This window comes from Pseudomonas germanica, from assembly GCF_019614655.1.
Classification (GTDB): domain Bacteria; phylum Pseudomonadota; class Gammaproteobacteria; order Pseudomonadales; family Pseudomonadaceae; genus Aquipseudomonas; species Aquipseudomonas neuropathica.
This window is the reverse complement of the sequence record NZ_CP071586.1, coordinates 2926748-2944263: the sequence shown is the minus strand read 5'-3', so window position 1 is coordinate 2944263 and position 17516 is coordinate 2926748. Positions and strand designations below refer to the sequence as shown.

Below are 17516 nucleotides of genomic sequence, written 5' to 3'. Positions count from 1 at the left end.
TGGCGCGATATTAGATGGCCATCATTTTGACGTCAAACTATCGTTTAAACCTTTTGTCGGGTTTGTATCAAGAATTGAACAAACGGGGCCATTGCAGCCCCGCGATGCTTCTGACTGGCTTACCCGCGAATACGGTGCTCATCAAAAGCATAATCTTCCTGGCAATCCGCCGAAGGGCCTTTCTCCACATTGACGTAATGCACCGTGTCAGCATCAGTAAGCTTGTAGGTGTAAACATCAGGCGCAGCGACGCCATTGGTTCTCAGCACACTCTTGCCATTGGTAGCTGTCCAGGTGCCATGCTCGGTTTGCACCTTCTGTGTCTGCTTGGCGTCGCGGAAAAAGGTTATGGAGAAAGTACCGTCGGCGTTGAACTGGTTTTTCCAGGACATGAACTGGCATTTGCCGTTTTCGTCGCGCAGACCTTTCCATGAACCGACCAGCGATGGGTCAACGACCGGCTTATTAGTGGCGCAGCCAGACAATGTGGCGGCCAGAATGATAAGTGCCAGGGAGAGATTCCGTTTCACAGGGTATTTCCTTTTTTTCGATAAATTCAGTGCGCTGTGCGTGCCGACTCAACTCTTTACGAGCGTGCGCTGCCGGGGCTGAGTAACGTCATAAACATGCTGTTCGCAATGCTCACCGCTGAACTGGAACTCCACCTGGTAGACCTTGCCACGCTCGGGAGTGAAAACAGTGGTCAGCGGCCCACAGGTATAAATCCCCCCCGTAACCCGGCTGTTCGAATACCCCGAAATTTCAAAGGGCTTGTCGGCATCCGCTTGTGCCTCCACTTGTGGGAAGCGCTTGACCGTGGCGCTGTTGGCCACTTCATTGAGCTTGGCGATCCAGCCGAAAACATGGCCCCGACCTGAATCGACGACGGTGCCAAGCACCTCCATGCGACGGTCAGGGTCATCCGCACGCCGGATGGAAAACTCCACCGGATTGGTGCCACCCGTGGCCTTCATGATGACCTTGGCGTGCTGGTCATCCGTGGCAACGGTGTTCTGGCCCAACTGAACACCGTCTTTGAGCAGGCTCGGGGAGGAATCCCGAACAGTGGAATGGCAGCCTACAAGCGTGAAAATCACAGCCAGAGGCAGTAATGCGCGTTTATTCACGGACGAAGTTTCTCGATTAAGGACTGGCGCCAAGGATGACATCAGAATAGCGGCGCGATATTAGTTGGCCATCATTTTGACGTCAAACTTTTGTTCGTCAGTGCTCAACACCCAGTCGCGTCGCGACGTCATCGGGTGCAAGCAGGCGACCATCGGCCGAGGTCAACGCCAGCTTGCGAATCGGCTGACGATCCTTTGCATCAACCATCACCGACCCCGGCTCACCCGGCGCGTACATGAATTCACCGCCCCACTGCGACAGCGCGACGATCACGGTCTGCAAGGCTTTGCCACGCTCAGTCAGCACGTATTCCTTATAAGCGCCGCCGTCGGCGGCTGGCATCGCTTGCAGAATCCCCTGCTCCACCAGCCCCTTGAGGCGCGCGCTGAGCATGTTTTTCGCGATATCCAGACTCTTCTGGAAATCATTGAAACGCCGGATGCCATCCAGCGCATCACGAATGATCAACAACGACCACCAGTCACCGATCAGATCCAGCGTGCGGGCAACCGGGCAGGCATTGCCCTGCAGACTTTTGCGTTTCACGTAAACGTACTCCCTCGATTCAGTGGGCGGCCGGGCGGCCTTGAGTTGCATCATACAACTCTGGCGCGGATCCACGACCGAGCTGACCTAAAACCAGCACCTGCATACAAGTAGCCGGATCGCTTTGCGTTGATAGTGAATGTCGCCATTTCGGCATCACTCGCGATCCCTGACGCAGGAGTTTCCATGAGCACCTTCACCACGCAAGACGGTACCGAGATTTACTACAAGGATTGGGGCAGCGGTAAACCTGTGCTGTTCAGCCACGGCTGGCCGCTGGATGCCGACATGTGGGAATACCAGATGGAATACCTGAGCAGCCGTGGCTATCGCACCATTGCCTTTGATCGTCGCGGTTTCGGCCGTTCCGATCAGCCGTGGACCGGATATGACTACGACACCTTCGCCGATGACATCGCGCAGCTGATCAACCATTTGGACCTGCGTGACGTGACGCTGGTGGGCTTTTCCATGGGCGGCGGCGACGTCAGCCGCTACATCGCCCGGCATGGCAGCGAGCGCGTTGCCGGTCTGGTGTTGTTGGGCGCGGTGACACCGCTGTTCGGCAAGAAAGCCGACTTCCCGCAAGGCGTCGATACTTCAGTGTTTGACGGCATCAAGGCCGGCCTGCTGCAGGATCGTGCGCAGTTCATCGCCGATTTCGCCGCGCCGTTCTACGGCACCAACCAAGGCCAGAAAGTCTCTGACGGCGTGCTCACGCAAACCCTGAATATCGCCCTGCTTGCCTCGCTCAAAGGCACCGTGGATTGCGTCACGGCGTTCTCGGAAACCGACTTCCGCCCGGACATGGCCAAGATCGACGTGCCGACGCTGGTGATCCATGGCGACGGCGACCAGATCGTACCGTTCGAAACCACCGGCAAGCAGGCGGCGGCGCAGATCAAGGGCGCTGAACTGAAGGTTTACGCCGGGGCGCCACACGGTTTTGCGGTGACGCATGCACAGGCCTTGAATGAGGATCTGCTGGCATTCCTCCAGCGCTGAAAAACCCCACGAACAAGTCCGTCAGATCACTTTGACGGACTTTTTGCGGCTCTGCGTCTCGACCGAGACGATCTATCGTCGGGGCATTACCGAGTAAAAGGGAGTCGGCATTTGCTTGCGTTTTGCCGATAATGGCAACCGCACGGACTGCGTGAAGGTCCGCTGCAAACGCACCCAGACGATCATTACGCCGTTTTGACATTTTTTTCCCAGTCCGCTTCGTAGGGTGCGTTATCCGGCCAAACAGGAACCTGCCCATGCCCCCTTCCGACTGCAACGAAATAGACGAAGACATCGCTAACCAAGCCGCTGACTGGTGCATGCGCCTGCACGATAACAATTGCCCGCTGGCTGAACGTCAGGCTTTCCAGCACTGGATCCAGCTCGACCCGCGCCACGCTTTTGAATACGCAAAAATGCTCGAAATCTGGGATCTCAGCGGCCAATTGCCGGATGAACCCGAAACAGCGAAAAAACTCCTGACCGGCGACAAACCAGCGCACAAAGGTTCGCGCGAAATATAGGGGCCACGCTCGCCCCTCTCTCCCTCGCTCCAACAACTGAAAGCCGCGTATTCAAAGGCTTTGGCCCTTCTGCATCAGAATTTTATCTTCACATCCCAGCTTAATAATATTTTACCGATATCCCCCTCCTCCCTAGTCTGACCTCAAGCCAAACGGACAAGCCAACAGCGGCCCGAATCCCACTGCCTTGCTAGGAAGGATGTAGAGATGACCCCTGAAATAATAAAAACAGACACGCTGATCGTGGGTGCCGGCCAGGCAGGCGTCGCCATGAGCGAGCACCTGAGCAAACTCGGCGTGCCGCACCTGGTGCTGGAGCGCAATCGCATTGCCGAACGCTGGCGCACCGGGCGCTGGGACTCGCTGGTGGCCAACGGCCCGGCGTGGCACGACCGCTTCCCGGGGCTAGAATTCGATGACGTCGATCCCGACGGTTTCGCCCCGAAAGAACGTGTGGCTGACTATTTCGAAGCCTATGCGAAGAAATTCAATGCGCCGATCCGTACCGGCGTTGAGGTGAAAAGCGTGGTGCGCAATGTCGGTCGCCCGGGTTTCACTGTCGAGACCTCCGAAGGTGTGATCGAAGCCAACCGTGTTGTCGCCGCTACCGGGCCGTTTCAGAAACCGGTGATCCCGGCGATTGCCCCGCAAGACGAACGTCTGTTGCAGATCCATTCCGCTGACTACCGCAACCCGCAGCAACTGCCGGCAGGCGCAGTGCTGGTGGTCGGTGCCGGTTCTTCCGGCGTGCAGATCGCCGATGAGCTGCAACGTTCCGGCAAACAGGTTTACCTGTCGGTCGGCGCCCATGACCGCCCGCCCCGCGCATACCGCAACCGGGATTTCTGCTGGTGGCTCGGCGTGCTCGGCGAGTGGGATCAAGCGGCGATGAAACCCGGTCGTGAGCACGTGACCATCGCAGTCAGCGGCGCCCATGGCGGTCGCACCATCGATTTCCGTGGTCTGGCCCATCGCGGCATGACCCTGGTCGGCGTCACCGAATCGTTCAATAACGGCGTGGTGACTTTCAAGCAGGACCTGGTCGGCAACCTCACTCGCGGCGACGAGAATTATCTGACGCTGCTGGATGCCGCCGATGCCTACATCGAGCGCAACGGCCTCGATCTGCCGGAAGAACCGGAGGCGCGCGAAACCTATCCGGACCCCGAGTGCGTGAAAAATCCGCTGGCCGATCTGGATCTGGCCAAGGCTGGCGTCACCGCGATCATCTGGGCCACCGGATTTGCCGTGGATTACTCGTGGTTGCAGGTCGCAGCGTTCGATAACAAGGGCAAGCCCGTGCATCAGCGCGGCGTGTCGAGCGAGCCGGGGGTGTATTTCCTTGGTTTGCCGTGGCAGTCGCGCCGTGGCTCGTCATTTATCTGGGGCGTTTGGCACGACGCCAAACACGTCGCCGACCACATCGCCACCCAGCGCAAATACCTCGACTACCGCGATGCCGAACAGCGTGAAGCCGAGCTGCACCAGAACAGCCACAGCAAAGCCGCCGACACCGTCGACGCTTGATAGCCCTTTACGCCCCGGCGCCGATTGCGTCGGGCATACCTTCTTCAGGAGCTTTCCATGAGCCAGCCCACCCACACTCGCATTCGCATGTTCAACACCAAGGACACCTACCCGAACCAGACGCTGGACAATGACCTGTGCCAGGCCGTGCGCGCCGGCAACACGGTGTATGTGCGCGGCCAGGTCGGCACGGATTTCGACGGCAATCTGATCGGCCTGGGTGATCCGCGTGCGCAGGCTGAACAAGCGATGCGCAACGTCAAGCAACTGCTCGAAGAAGCCGGCAGCGACATGAGCCATATCGTCAAGACCACCACGTACCTGATCGACCCGCGTTATCGCGAGGCGGTGTATGGCGAAGTCGGCAAGTGGCTCAAGGGTGTGTTTCCGATTTCCACCGGACTGGTGGTGTCGGCACTGGGGCAGCCGCAGTGGTTGATGGAGATTGATGTGATTGCGGTGGTTCCTGAGTAAGGCATCACACCGAGTCGCGGCTATCGCTGGCAAGCCAGCTCCCACAGGGTTTGGAGTTGTTTGAAGGTTTTTTGATCGACCCCAAACCTGTGGGAGCTGGCTTGCCAGCGATGAGGCCCTCAAGGACAACATCTTCCTAGTAAGGAGTAAGCAGATGACCTTTTCAATCACAGCCCGCTGCGCCGAAACCGGCCAGTTCGGTGTCGCCATCAGTTCCTCCAGCATCGCCGTCGGTGCCCGTTGCCCGTGGCTGCTGCCGGGTGTTGGCGCGGTGTCGAGCCAGAACATCACCCTGCCGTCTCTCGGCCCGGAAGTCCTCGCGCTGATGGAGCAAGGTTTGGCGCCGGACGATGCGCTGGATAAAGTCCTCACGCGCAACGGCTACAGCCAGTACCGCCAGATCACCGCGATCAACCACCTCGGCCAGACCGCACATTTCAGCGGTGCGCAAACCCTCGGTGTGCACAACGCCGTCAGCGGCGAACAGTGCGTCGCCGCCGGCAACATGCTTGCCGGGCGTTCGGTGATCGAAGCCATGGTCAGCGCCTTCGAGGACGGCGAAGGTCAACTCGCTGATCGTCTGCTCAAAGCCCTGCACGCCGCACAAGCGCTCGGTGGCGAAGCCGGCCCGGTGCACTCCGCCGCTGTTGTGGTGGTCGGCGAGCAGACCTGGCCGATCGTCAACCTGCGCGTCGACTGGGCTGATGAAGACCCGATCGGTCAGTTGCAAAAACTCTGGAACGCTTACGAGCCTCAGCTTCAGGACTACATCGACCGCGCCCTCGATCCGGCCAAGGCGCCGGGTTATGGCGTGGCCGGTGATGACCGATGAACAGCGTCGAGTTGCTCAAGGCGCTGGTGGCGTTCGATACCACCAGCCGTGAATCCAACCTGCAACTGATCGAATTCGTCCGCGATTACCTCGCAAGCTTCGACGTACCCTGCGTGCTGATCTACAACGATGAGCGCAGCAAAGCCAACCTGTTCGCCACGATCGGCCCGGTGGATCAACCGGGCATCGTGCTGTCCGGGCACACCGATGTGGTGCCGGTCGATGGTCAGCCGTGGACGCTGCCGCCGTTCGAACTGACGGAACGCGACGGCAAGGTGTTTGGGCGCGGTACCGCGGACATGAAGGGGTATATCGCCTGCGTGCTGGCCTTGGTGCCGTTGCTGGTTAAAACGCCGCTGCGCATGCCGGTGCACATTGCCTTGTCCTATGACGAAGAAGTCGGCTGCCTCGGCGTGCGTTCGTTGCTCAAGGTCTTGCAGCAACGCCCGATCAAACCGTTGCTGTGCATCATCGGCGAACCGACCGAATTGAAACCGGTGCTCGGCCACAAGGGCAAACTGGCAATGCGCTGCGATGTGCAGGGCCATCCTTGCCATTCGGCCTATGCGCCGCTCGGGGTCAACGCGATTGAATACGCCGCCGAACTGATCGGCGAACTGGGTCGCCTCGGCCAGCAACTGAAAGCGCCGGAGCATCACGATGCGCGCTTCGACCCGCCCTACAGCACGGTGCAGACCGGTGTGATCAGCGGCGGCAAGGCCTTGAACATCGTGCCCGCCGATTGCCGTTTCGATTTCGAGATCCGCGCCCTGCCCTCGCAGGATCCAGCGCTCGTCGCCGAAGCACTGAAAGCCTACGCCGAGCGCGAAGTGCTGCCGCGTATGCGCGCGGTCAGTGCGCAGAGTGATATTCGCTTCAGCGCCTTATCGGCGTATCCGGGGCTGGCCACCGATGCGCAAAGTCAGGCCGCTGAGTTGATCTCTGCGTTCTGCGGTTCAACGGATTTCGGCACCGTGGCCTTCGGCACTGAAGGCGGGTTGTTTGATGCGGTGGGCATTCCCACCGTGGTGTGTGGCCCCGGCAGCATGGATCAGGGTCACAAGCCCGATGAGTTTGTCAGCCTCGATCAGTTGCAGGCGTGCGATCAGATGCTTCAGCGCATGCTTGCGTTTATCAGTGATTGAACCCCGGCCCGACCGCCCTCACGGGTGCACTCGGGCCAGTTCTTCGCGGCAATGATCGACAAACAACTGCGCCGGTTTGGTCAGTTGCACCCGGCGCAGCCAGGCCGCCGACAATCCCGAACCGGTGACGTTTTCCGCCAGCGGCACGCACACCACTTGCTGGCCGTCGTAGGTGTAGTCGCTGAACGGTTTGGTCACCAGAATCGAAAAGCCGAAACCGTTGCCGACCATACCGCGCACCATCTCGATCGACGGTGAGCTGAAGACGATGTTCGGCGTCAGCCCGCGTTCCTCGAAGATGCTCACGAAGTAGGTGCGGCTCGGCACCACGTCGAGCAGGATCATCGGTTCCAGCACCAGATCATCCAGCGAGACCTTTGCCTGTTGCGCAAAGCGGTGGCTGGCCGGCAGCAACGCATAAGGCTGCTGCGGTGGCATCAGCGGCGTGGTTTCGATGGTGCTGTCCAAGTCGTGTTCAAACATCATCGCCACGTCGATGCTGCCGGCGGTCAGGGCCTGTACCAACTCTTGTTGTTCGCCATCACGAATGCGGATTTCCACCCCTGGCCAGCGCGCCTTGAAGCCGGCGATCAAGCGCGGCAAGTACAGCGGTGCGACGGTTTCGAAACAGCCGATATCGATCTGCCCCGCGACCACGTCATTATCGGCCAGCGCGTTTTGTTCAAACTCGTGAGCCACCCGCAGCAGCTCCAGCGCCTTGCGATAAAAGCGCGAGCCACTGGGCGTCAGCGAGACGCCTTGGGCGTGGTGACGGATGAATAACTGCACGCCGAAGCTTTCTTCCAGATGCTTGATCGCGGTGGAGACCGACGGCTGCGCGATGTAGAGCTTGCGCGAGGCCTCGGCGACGCTGCCGCAGTCGGCCGTGGTGACGAAGTATTTGAGCTGGCGCAGGTTATAGGCAGCCATGTGAGTCTCCCGAAGAGCGCGAGTGTTCGCCCTGTTTCCCTGGCGCACGATCAAGCTTGAACATACCGGACGCGGGCGCCAGCCGAAGCATATTTTTTTTAAGGTCTGTAGCAACAAACTTACTAATTTATCAATCCCGACGCTTTGCACATGATCACTTCAACAAGAAATGCGCCGCCCGTGCCGGCGCTTGCCGAAGTACGTCCACGTACTCATCCTTGCCTTGGAGTTCGTCATGGCTATCCCTGCAGCAACTTCCGCTCCGCTGATTGAAAAACACACGATAGGATACGTGCCCCCCGAAGATCGCCACGGAAAGGTCAGGGATCTGTTCACGCTGTGGTTCGGCGGCAATATCGCGCCGTTGCCCATCGTCACCGGTGCACTGGGCGTGCAGTTGTTTCACTTGAATCTGCTCTGGGGCATCGTCGCAATTCTCGTCGGCCATCTGGTCGGCGGCGTGTTGATGGCGCTGCACTCGGCGCAAGGCCCGCAGATGGGCATCCCGCAGATGATCCAGAGCCGTGCGCAGTTCGGCTCCCTCGGCGCGTTGCTGGTGGTGTTGATTGCCGGCGTCATGTACATCGGCTTTTTCGCCTCCAACATCGTGCTGGCCGGCAAGTCGCTGCATGGCGTGGTCGACAGCGTTCCGGTGCCGGTCGGCATCGTCATCGGCGCAGTCGGTTCTGGGATTATCGGCATCATTGGTTACCGCTTCATCCACGTGCTCAACCGCATCGGCACGTGGGTGTTGGGGATCGGCATCGTTGTCGGTTTCGGCTACATTTTCACCCATATTCAGACTGACGACTTCCTCACTCGCGGCAGCTTCAACCTGTCCGGCTGGCTGGCCACTGTGTCGTTGGCGGCGTTGTGGCAGATCGCGTTTGCGCCTTACGTGTCTGATTATTCGCGTTACTTGCCGGCGGACGTTAAAGTCTCGTCGACGTTCTGGACCACGTATCTGGGTTCAGCGCTGGGGTCGAGTCTGGCGTTCATCTTCGGTGCCGTCGCAGTGCTGGCGACACCGGTGGGCATGGACACCATGGACGCGGTGAAACTCGCCACCGGTTCCATTGGCCCGCTGATGCTGGTGCTGTTCCTGCTCAGCGTGATCAGCCACAACGCCCTCAACCTCTACGGCGCGGTGCTGTCGCTGATCACCCTGGTGCAAACCTTCGCCTACCGCTGGATTCCTACCGCCAAAAGCCGCGCGGTGATCTCGATCATCGTGTTGCTGGCCTGCTGCTTTGCCGCCGTCGGCGCCTCGAAAGACTTCATCGGCCACTTCGTCGACATGGTGCTGGTGTTGCTGGTGGTGTTGGTGCCGTGGACGGCGATCAACCTGATTGACTTCTATGCGATCCACAAAGGTCAGTACGACATCCAGTCGATCTTCCAGGTCGACGGCGGCATCTACGGCCGCTACAACCCGCAGGCGTTGCTGGCTTACGCGATCGGCATCGCCGTGCAGATCCCGTTCATGAACACGCCGCTGTACGTCGGCCCGGTGTCGGCGCACATCAACGGCGCGGACCTGTCCTGGCTGGTGGGGCTGCTGGTGACCTCGCCGTTGTACTTCTGGCTGGCTAACCGCGACACGTCCTATCGGCGGCGGATGATGGGCGGGAAACTGGCGAGCAGTCTGTGATTTTGACCTGATGAACAACCAAGGCCCGCCCAGTGCGGGCCTTGTCTATTGCGGTGTGGTATTACTTCAGGCCTGACGATTATTGGGTAAGGGAAATCCAATGCTGCGAATACTGGGTAAAGCCTCATCGATCAACGTGCGCAAAGTCCTGTGGACTTGCGCTGAACTGCAGATTCCTTTCGAGCGTGAAGACTGGGGTTCGGGATTCAGATCGACGCACGATGCGCAGTTTCTCGCGCTCAATCCCTGTGCCATGGTGCCGGTGATTCAGGACGGCGACTTCACGTTGTGGGAATCGAACACGATCATTCGTTATCTGGTGTCGCGCTACGACGGTTCGCACCTCTACCCGACTGACGCGCAAACACGGGCGCGGATTGATCAGTGGATCGACTGGCAAGCGTCGGAGCTGAATCGCTCGTGGTCGTACGCTTTTCTGTCTCTGGTGCGACAGTCGCCTGAGCATCAGGACAGCGCCGCACTGGCGGTCGGGATTGAGCAATGGTCGAAGAACATGGCAATCCTCGACCGGCAACTGGAGAAGACCGGCGCCTACGTCAGCGGCGAACAGTTTTCCCTGGCGGACATTCCCATCGGGCTGTCGGTGAACCGCTGGTTCGAAACCCCACTGGCTCACCCGGATTTTGGCGCAGTGAAAGCCTATTACAATCGCTTGAACCTGCGCCCCGGCTACGTGCTGCACGGTCGCAACGGCACGCCGTGATCGCGGTTATTTGCTTTTGAACGCCTCACGCCGCGCCTGTCGCTCGGCGGCATAGGCTGCTTGTGGCTGGCTGATCAGATCTTCCCGACGCAACGCTTCGCCGCAGTGCTCGCACAGCGGCCCGAGACCGGCGCTGTGGTTGCAGTTCTTATGGGTCATGTTCACCGCCAGCCCCTCCTCCGGAGCCTTGCACCAAGTCTCTCCCCACGCCCGCAACGCGATGATCACCGGGTAGAACGCCTCACCTTTCGCCGTGAGGTGGTACTCGTAGCGTTTCGGCCGTTCGTTGTACAACCGGCGCTCAACCAGCCCCTCCGCTTCCAGGCATTTCAGACGCGCGGCAACCATCTGCGGCGTACCGCCGGTCTGCGCCTGGATCTCGTCATAGCGATGATTGGCCATGAACAACTCGCGCAAAACCAGCACGGTCCAGCGGTCGCCGACGATCGTCTCGGCCCGGGAAATCGGGCACAGCGTATCGGGAAGACTATCGTTTACTGCCATCAGGGCTTGCCTCTTTTACAGTTACTATGATTATCATATCTACACGATGCCGGGACAAGCCCTGTGCACCGATAATCCCATTGCCGGAGCAAGCAGCCATGTCGAATACCCCCTATCCGCTGGACAGAACCGCCTACCTGTTGGTCGATCCGTACAACGATTTTCTCTCGGAGGGCGGCAAGATTTTCCCTTTGATCAAACCCATGGCCGAGCAGAACGGCCTGCTCGACAACCTGCGCAAACTCGATCGCACGGTGCGCGACCTGAACATTCCGGTGGTCATCGTACCCCATCATCGCTGGGAAAAAGGCGACTACGAAACCTGGGACCACCCGACCCCGACGCAATGCAAAATCATGCACATGCATCATTTTGCCCGGGGCGAATGGGGCGGCGAATGGCACCCGGATTTCGCCCCGAAGGATGGCGATATCGTGGTTCAGGAACATTGGGGTTCCAGTGGATTCGCCAACACCGACCTGGATTTTCGCCTGAAGCAGCAAGGCGTCACCCACGTAATCATCGTCGGCCTGCTGGCCAATACCTGCATCGAAGCCACCGCGCGCTATGCCTCGGAACTGGGCTACCACGTCACCCTGGTACGCGATGCAACAGCGGCCTTCAAAGCGGAAATGATGCACGCCGCTCACGAACTCAACGGCCCGACATTCGCTCACGTGATTGCCAGCACTGACGAACTAATTGCCAACCTCCAATCCCAGGGTGAAGCGCAATGAATCTGACCGGCCATTTGCTGATCGGCGCGGCGGATGTCGCCGCCACCGAAGGCACGATGAAAGCGCTGAACCCGGCCAGCGATCAACGGATAGAACCGGACTTCGCTTTCGGCGGTGCGGCACAGGTTGATCAGGCTGCGACACTCGCCGATGCCGCGTTCGACCACTACAGCCACACCTCGCTGGCCGAGCGTGCCGCGTTTCTCGAGAGCATCGCTGACAACCTCGATGAGGTTCGTAGCGAACTGGCGGCACGCGCGGCACTGGAAACCGGACTGCCCGAAGCACAGCTTGAGGGCGAAGCTTTGAGAGCCGCGATCCAGTTCCGCCAGTTCGCCGATGTGGTGCGCCGGGGCCGCTTTCTACAACTGGCGATCGACCCGGCACAACCCCAGCGTCAGCCACGTCCACGGATGGATCATCGCTTGCAAAAAATCGCCATCGGCCCGGTGGCGATTTTCGGCGCGAGCAACTTCCCGATTTCCTATTCGGTGGCAGGTGGCGATACCGCGTCGGCACTCGCGGCCGGGGCACCGGTGATTCTCAAGGCACACAACGCGCATCCCGGCGCCTCGGAAATCCAGGCCCGCGCCATTCGTAAAGCCGTGCAGGCGCATGGCTTGCCCGAAGGTGTTTTCTCGATGGTGCGTGGTGGCGGCAATGCCATTGGCGAAGCGCTGGTCGATCATCCGCTGATCAAGGCTGTGACGTTTACCGGATCTGAACAGGGCGGCATGGCGCTCTATCGCCGCGCGCAATTGCGCCCCGAGCCGATCCCGGTATTCACCGAAATGACCAGCGTCAACCCGACCTTCATCCTGCCCGAGGCCATGGCGGCTCGCGGCACCGAGATCGGCGACGGCTTTATCGAGCGCATGCTGGTCAACGTCGGTCAGGCCTGTTTGTGTCCGTCGATCCTGATTGCCATCCGTGGTGCCGGGTTTGAAGAGCTGCGCAGCGCCATGCGCAAACGGGTCAGCGCGGCACCGGCGCGGACGATGCTGACGCCGGGCATTCATGGCGCCTACGTCGAGGGTCTGATGGTGATGGAAGGTGCCGGCGCGCAGGTGATCGCGGCAGGCACGCCGGCCGATGCCACATTCGCCGGACGCGCTGCGTTGCTGGAAGTCGAGGGACACCAATTGCTCAGTGAACCGGGATTGGCCCACGAAGTGTTCGGCCCGTCGGCGCTGCTGGTGGCGGTCACTGATGCCGAGGAACTGCTGGCGGTCGCCCGCTCGTTCAGGGGACAGCTCAGCGCTGCCATCCACCTTGAAGAGGTGGACCTGGAACTCGCGCGGCGCCTGCTGCCGATCCTCGAACGCCGCACCGGACGCATCGTGGCCAACGCCTTCGCGCATCCACAGGAAGTGACGTACGCCACGGTGCACGGCGGGCCGTTTCCGGCGACGTCGGACAGCCGTTTCACCTCGGTCGGCATGACCTCGATCGAACGCTTCTTGCGTCCCGTGACTTATCAGGGTTTTCCGGATGAGTTGTTGCCACAGCCGTTGCGCGAGGGCAATCCGCTGCAACTGCCACGTAGCGTCGACGGGCAATAACAGCGATCCAGTGCGCGGCGGACGCGATCATGCATCTGCGCGCACCACCCCGCGCTCTTCCAGCAAGCGCACAAACATGCTCAGACTGCGCGATACCGTGCCCCGTCGCCACACCAGCCAAGTGGTCAGATAACGAAAGTCCGCGGCCAATGGCCAGACGCTGACGGTCGCGCTGCCGGGCATGCTCTGCAGCATTTTGCGCGGCATCAGCGCCAGACCTGCACCGGCGCTGACGCAGGCGAGCATGCCGTGATAGGACTCCATTTCGAAGATCTTGCCCGGTACAGCGGCGTCGGTGCTGAACCATTTTTCAAAGTGGTGACGGTAGGAACAGTTGGAACGGAAGGCATAAATATTCTCGCCGTTGACATCCGCCGCGCGCTTGACGGGCGCGTGGCTGATCGGGGCGATGATGACCATTTCTTCCTCGAACGCCGGCACGCCTTCCAGCGTCGGATGCAGCACCGGGCCGTCGACAAACGCTGCAGCCAGACGCCCGGACAGCACGCCGTCGATCATCGTGCCCGAGGGGCCGGTCGAGAGGTCGAGATCGACCTTGGGGTGCAATTGGTTGTAAGCCGCGAGCAATTCGGGAATGCGCACCGCTGCTGTACTTTCCAGCGAACCCAACGGAAATGCGCCCTGCGGTTCCTCCCCCGCCACCGTCGCCCGGGCCTCTTGCACCAGGTCGAGAATCCGTCGCGCGTATTCAAGAAAACTCCACCCGGCCGGCGACAGGCGCAAACGGCTTTTCTCGCGGATAAACAGATCAACGCCCAGATCCTGCTCAAGCTGCTTGATCCGCGTGGTCAGGTTCGACGGCACGCGATGAATCTGCGCGGCGGCGGCGCTGATGCTGCCGTGCTCGGCAACGGCTTTGAAGATTTCCAGCTGCACCAGATCCACAGTCATTCTCCAATCGTGAAAGAAACGATCTTTATTATTCAGTTTCCAGAAAACAAACACCACCCTACTCTAGGCCCATCCGACGAACATGCAGGACGATGCCATGAGCCAGATTTCCAGCCAGACCCACGCCATCTCGATCAACCCCGCCACCGGCGAGCAGATCGGTCACTACGCGTTTGAATCCGCGCAAGCGCTCGACGCCGCACTGACCCGCGCCGCTTATGGCTTCGGCAAATGGAAGCGCAAGCCGTTGCAGGATCGCTCGCGTTTGTTGACCGCCCTCGCCGGTGCGCTGCGCGAAACCAGCGAAGCCATGGCCACCATGATCACTCAGGAAATGGGCAAGCCAATTGCTCAGGCCCGTGGCGAAATCGAGAAATGCGCCAAGCTTTGCGAGTGGTACGCCGAACACGGCCCGGCCATGCTCGACGCCGAACCAACGCAAGTTGAAGGCGGCAAGGCGCGCATCGAATACCGTCCGCTCGGCCCGATCCTCGCAGTGATGCCGTGGAACTTCCCGATCTGGCAAGTGCTGCGCGGCGCTGTACCGGCGCTGATCGCCGGCAACACGTACGTGCTCAAACATGCGCCGAACGTGATGGGCAGCGCCTACCTGTTGCGCGACGCGTTTACTCGCGCCGGTTTCGCTGATGGTGTGTTTGAAGTGATCAATGTCACCCCGGAAGGCGTTTCCAGCGCGATTGCCGATTCGCGCATTGCCGCCGTGACACTGACCGGCAGCGTGCGTGCCGGCATGGCCATCGGCGCTCAGGCCGGTGCCGCGCTGAAGAAATGCGTGCTGGAACTCGGCGGTTCCGATCCGTTTATCGTGCTCAACGACGCCGATCTGGATGAAGCCGTGCAAGCGGCGGTGATCGGTCGCTACCAGAACTCCGGTCAGGTCTGCGCAGCAGCCAAACGGCTGATCATCGAAGAAGGCGTGGTTGAAGAATTCACGCGTAAATTCGTCGAAGCCACGCGCAAGTTGAAGGTCGGTGATCCGCTGTCCGCCGAGACCTACATCGGTCCGATGGCACGTTTCGACCTGCGTGATGAACTCGACCAGCAAGTGCGCGACACCCTTGAAGAAGGCGCAACGCTGTTGCTCGGCGGCGGCAAGTCTGAAGGCCCGGGCAACTACTACGAGCCGACCGTGCTGGCCGATGTCACCGACCGCATGACTTCGTTCAAACAGGAACTGTTCGGCCCGGTCGCCTCGATCATCACCGCCCGCGATTGCGCGCATGCCGTGGCCTTGGCCAACGACAGCGAGTTCGGCCTGACCGCGACCATTTACACCGCCAACGTGGCACTGGCCCAGCAACTGACCAGCGAACTGGACACCGGCGGCGTGTTCATCAACGGCTACTCCGCGAGCGATCCGCGCGTGACCTTTGGCGGCGTGAAGAAGAGCGGTTTCGGACGTGAACTGTCGCACTTCGGCGTACGCGAGTTCTGCAACGCGCAGACCGTGTGGCTGGATCGTAAATAATCCAGACACCGGAAAACCCTGTGGGAGTGAGCCTGCTCGCGATAGCGGTACATCAAGCGATGAAGATGCTGAATGCACCGGCCCCATCGCTGGCAAGCCAGCTCCCACAATGACTGCGGTGTAACCACTGATGCTGCAGACACCCTGGAACCCTGTGGGAGCTGGCTTGCCAGCGATAGCGGTGCATCAGTCGATATTTATGCCGACTCATACTCCGCTTTCGCGAGCAGGCTCGCTCCCACATTGAGTTTATGCGGCAGCCTGTTGTGGCTCCGCGACGCTGCGATCCTTGCTTAACAACCCCAGCACCACCGCCGCCGACACCAGCGTGATCACCGTCAGGATGTGCAGCAGATACTGAAACGCCGCCGCGTATCCTTGCACCAGACGTTCGTTGGCCAGACCTGGCACGGTATTGATCGCATGCGCCATATCGCCGGTGGTTACCCGGTGCGCGGTCTCGGCAATCAACGAGGCCTCGGCGCTACCCGTCACCGCGTGCACGGCACTCGACAGATCGGCGTGCAGCAATGACGCCAGCACCGCCGCGACAATCGCCAATGCAATCCCCTCACCCGCCACTCGCACAGTGCTGAAAATGCCCGCCGCCATGCCTGCGCGCTCTTTCGGCACGACACTGACCGACAAACCATCCATCAGCCCCCACGGTAAACCGGCGCCCATGCCGATCAGCAGCATCGGCACCACCAAGGCGATTTTCGGCTCACCGACGTTGTACAGACTCAGCCAATGCAAGCCCACAGCGGCCATCAGGAATCCGGCACCGGACAAGATGCCGGCGGAAACGAACCGCGCCAGCGATGCGGCCAGCATCGGCACCACCAGCATCGGCGCCGACAAGGCCAGCAACAGCAGACCGGCATCGATCTCGCTCAAGCCCTCAACGCCGATGAAGCGCAGCGGCAACATCACCACCAGCACGATGTAGCAGAAACAGGTGCCGATCGGCAGCATCTGCACGCCGATGAATCGCGGATAACGAAACAGCGTCAGATCCAGCATCGGCCGTTCGACACGCATTTCGACGATCACGAAGGCGGCCAGCAGCACCGCCGAAGCGCACAGCAAACCGAGCACAAGTGGACTGTCCCAACCACTGTCCGGCGCCTGGATCAGGCCAAACGTAAACAGCGCCAGCATTGCGCTGAACAGCAGCGTGCCCGGCCAGTCCAGCCCTTTGGCATGCGGGTCGCGGGTTTCGCGCATGCGCGGCACAGCGAAGACCATCGCGATCATGCCGATCAACGCGGTAAAGACAAAAATCGCCCGCCAGTTGAAGGCCTCGATCAGCGCACCGGCCACCAGCGGACCGAAAGCCAGACCAATGCCGAACGTAGTGCCGAGCACGCTGTACGCCCGGGTCCGGGCATGGCCTTCGAATTCTTGCGCCAGCGCCGCCGAGCCGCTGGCCAGCGCCGCCGCTCCCGCCACTCCTTGAACCGCGCGCAACACATCCAGACAGAACACCGAAGGCGCCAGACTCTGCGCAAACGACGCGGCGGTAAACAGCAACATGCCGAAGGTGAACAGGCGTTTTCGTCCGTAAACATCCGCCAACGCGCCGGCGGCCATGAGCAGGCTGCCGAACGACAACATGAACGCATTGGTGATCCAGGTCAGCGCCACCGGACTGCCGCCCAGATCGCGGCCAATGGCCGGCGTCGCCACCGCGCCTCCGGTAAAACTTAACGGCAGCACCAGCGCCGAGAGGCACACGGCCGCCAGTATGAGCAACTTGTCGCGCGTTCCGTGCGGCGGAGTCATAGCGTTCATCATTCCATCCCTTGAGCAATCACAATGCTGCA

18 protein-coding genes are annotated in these 17516 nt (G+C 60.5%); 11 read left to right on the top strand and 7 right to left on the bottom strand.

Annotated elements, in window-relative coordinates; genetic code table 11:
- Positions 1 to 119: 119 nt before the first annotated feature.
- From J0G10_RS13240 to J0G10_RS13230, 3 genes are all read right to left on the bottom strand, one after another.
- Complete coding sequence (locus J0G10_RS13240) at positions 120 to 530, bottom strand: lipocalin-like domain-containing protein (protein WP_220558632.1); 411 nt, start codon at positions 528 to 530, stop codon at positions 120 to 122.
- A gap of 48 nt (positions 531 to 578) precedes the next feature.
- Complete coding sequence (locus J0G10_RS13235) at positions 579 to 1127, bottom strand: hypothetical protein (protein WP_095050131.1); 549 nt, start codon at positions 1125 to 1127, stop codon at positions 579 to 581.
- Between the two features lie 97 nt (positions 1128 to 1224).
- Positions 1225 to 1674: a winged helix-turn-helix transcriptional regulator gene (locus J0G10_RS13230; RefSeq protein ID WP_220558631.1), complete on the bottom strand. Its 450-nt coding sequence runs from the start codon at positions 1672 to 1674 to the stop codon at positions 1225 to 1227.
- Positions 1675 to 1860: 186 nt separating this feature from the next.
- Between J0G10_RS13230 and J0G10_RS13225 the strand changes: the two genes are divergently transcribed.
- The 6 genes from J0G10_RS13225 to argE all read left to right on the top strand — a co-directional run bounded on the left by J0G10_RS13225 (position 1861) and on the right by argE (position 7181).
- Complete coding sequence (locus J0G10_RS13225) at positions 1861 to 2679, top strand: alpha/beta fold hydrolase (protein WP_220558630.1); 819 nt, start codon at positions 1861 to 1863, stop codon at positions 2677 to 2679.
- Positions 2680 to 2936: 257 nt separating this feature from the next.
- A complete protein-coding gene (locus J0G10_RS13220) occupies positions 2937 to 3203 on the top strand; it encodes a FecR/PupR family sigma factor regulator (RefSeq protein WP_095050054.1) in 267 nt (88 codons plus the stop codon).
- Between the two features lie 207 nt (positions 3204 to 3410).
- Positions 3411 to 4730: a flavin-containing monooxygenase gene (locus J0G10_RS13215; RefSeq protein WP_220558629.1), complete on the top strand. Its 1320-nt coding sequence runs from the start codon at positions 3411 to 3413 to the stop codon at positions 4728 to 4730.
- Between the two features lie 57 nt (positions 4731 to 4787).
- Positions 4788 to 5204 (top strand): RidA family protein, encoded by a 417-nt coding sequence (locus J0G10_RS13210; RefSeq protein WP_220558628.1) that lies wholly within the window; start codon positions 4788 to 4790, stop codon positions 5202 to 5204.
- Between the two features lie 154 nt (positions 5205 to 5358).
- Positions 5359 to 6036 carry a DUF1028 domain-containing protein gene (locus J0G10_RS13205; RefSeq protein WP_095050052.1) on the top strand — a complete coding sequence of 226 codons (678 nt, stop codon included), beginning with the start codon at positions 5359 to 5361 and terminating at the stop codon, positions 6034 to 6036.
- Entirely contained in the window at positions 6033 to 7181 is a 1149-nt protein-coding gene (gene argE / locus J0G10_RS13200) for an acetylornithine deacetylase (protein ID WP_220558627.1), read from the top strand. The genes J0G10_RS13205 and argE overlap by 4 nt, the downstream gene beginning before the upstream one ends.
- 18 nt (positions 7182 to 7199) lie before the next feature.
- On the opposite strand, the gene J0G10_RS13195 is transcribed toward argE, so the two are convergent.
- Positions 7200 to 8111: a LysR family transcriptional regulator gene (locus J0G10_RS13195; RefSeq protein ID WP_095125698.1), complete on the bottom strand. Its 912-nt coding sequence runs from the start codon at positions 8109 to 8111 to the stop codon at positions 7200 to 7202.
- Positions 8112 to 8346: 235 nt separating this feature from the next.
- On the opposite strand from J0G10_RS13195, the gene J0G10_RS13190 reads away from it, so the two are divergent.
- A complete protein-coding gene (locus J0G10_RS13190; protein ID WP_095050049.1) occupies positions 8347 to 9762 on the top strand; it encodes a purine-cytosine permease family protein in 1416 nt (471 codons plus the stop codon).
- 100 nt (positions 9763 to 9862) lie between these two features.
- Positions 9863 to 10486, top strand: a complete 624-nt coding sequence (locus tag J0G10_RS13185; protein ID WP_220558626.1) for a glutathione S-transferase family protein — start codon at positions 9863 to 9865, stop codon at positions 10484 to 10486.
- A 6-nt stretch (positions 10487 to 10492) separates the two neighbouring features.
- Here J0G10_RS13185 and J0G10_RS13180 read toward each other — a convergent pair whose 3' ends face one another.
- Positions 10493 to 10990 carry a winged helix-turn-helix transcriptional regulator gene (locus tag J0G10_RS13180; protein ID WP_220558625.1) on the bottom strand — a complete coding sequence of 166 codons (498 nt, stop codon included), beginning with the start codon at positions 10988 to 10990 and terminating at the stop codon, positions 10493 to 10495.
- Positions 10991 to 11088: 98 nt separating this feature from the next.
- Here J0G10_RS13180 and J0G10_RS13175 point away from each other — a divergent pair, with 98 nt between their 5' ends.
- Entirely contained in the window at positions 11089 to 11727 is a 639-nt protein-coding gene (locus J0G10_RS13175; protein ID WP_095050046.1) for a cysteine hydrolase family protein, read from the top strand.
- Positions 11724 to 13289 (top strand): aldehyde dehydrogenase (NADP(+)), encoded by a 1566-nt coding sequence (locus J0G10_RS13170; RefSeq protein WP_220558624.1) that lies wholly within the window; start codon positions 11724 to 11726, stop codon positions 13287 to 13289. Before J0G10_RS13175 ends, J0G10_RS13170 begins: the two co-directional genes overlap by 4 nt.
- Before the next feature lie 27 nt (positions 13290 to 13316).
- On the opposite strand, the gene ptrR is transcribed toward J0G10_RS13170, so the two are convergent.
- Positions 13317 to 14195, bottom strand: a complete 879-nt coding sequence (gene ptrR / locus J0G10_RS13165; protein WP_095050129.1) for a putrescine utilization regulator PtrR — start codon at positions 14193 to 14195, stop codon at positions 13317 to 13319.
- 103 nt (positions 14196 to 14298) lie between these two features.
- Between ptrR and J0G10_RS13160 the strand changes: the two genes are divergently transcribed.
- Positions 14299 to 15690: an aldehyde dehydrogenase family protein gene (locus J0G10_RS13160; RefSeq protein WP_220558623.1), complete on the top strand. Its 1392-nt coding sequence runs from the start codon at positions 14299 to 14301 to the stop codon at positions 15688 to 15690.
- Between the two features lie 249 nt (positions 15691 to 15939).
- Here J0G10_RS13160 and J0G10_RS13155 read toward each other — a convergent pair whose 3' ends face one another.
- Positions 15940 to 17484, bottom strand: a complete 1545-nt coding sequence (locus J0G10_RS13155; RefSeq protein WP_220558622.1) for an MFS transporter — start codon at positions 17482 to 17484, stop codon at positions 15940 to 15942.
- Positions 17485 to 17516 lie beyond the last annotated feature (32 nt).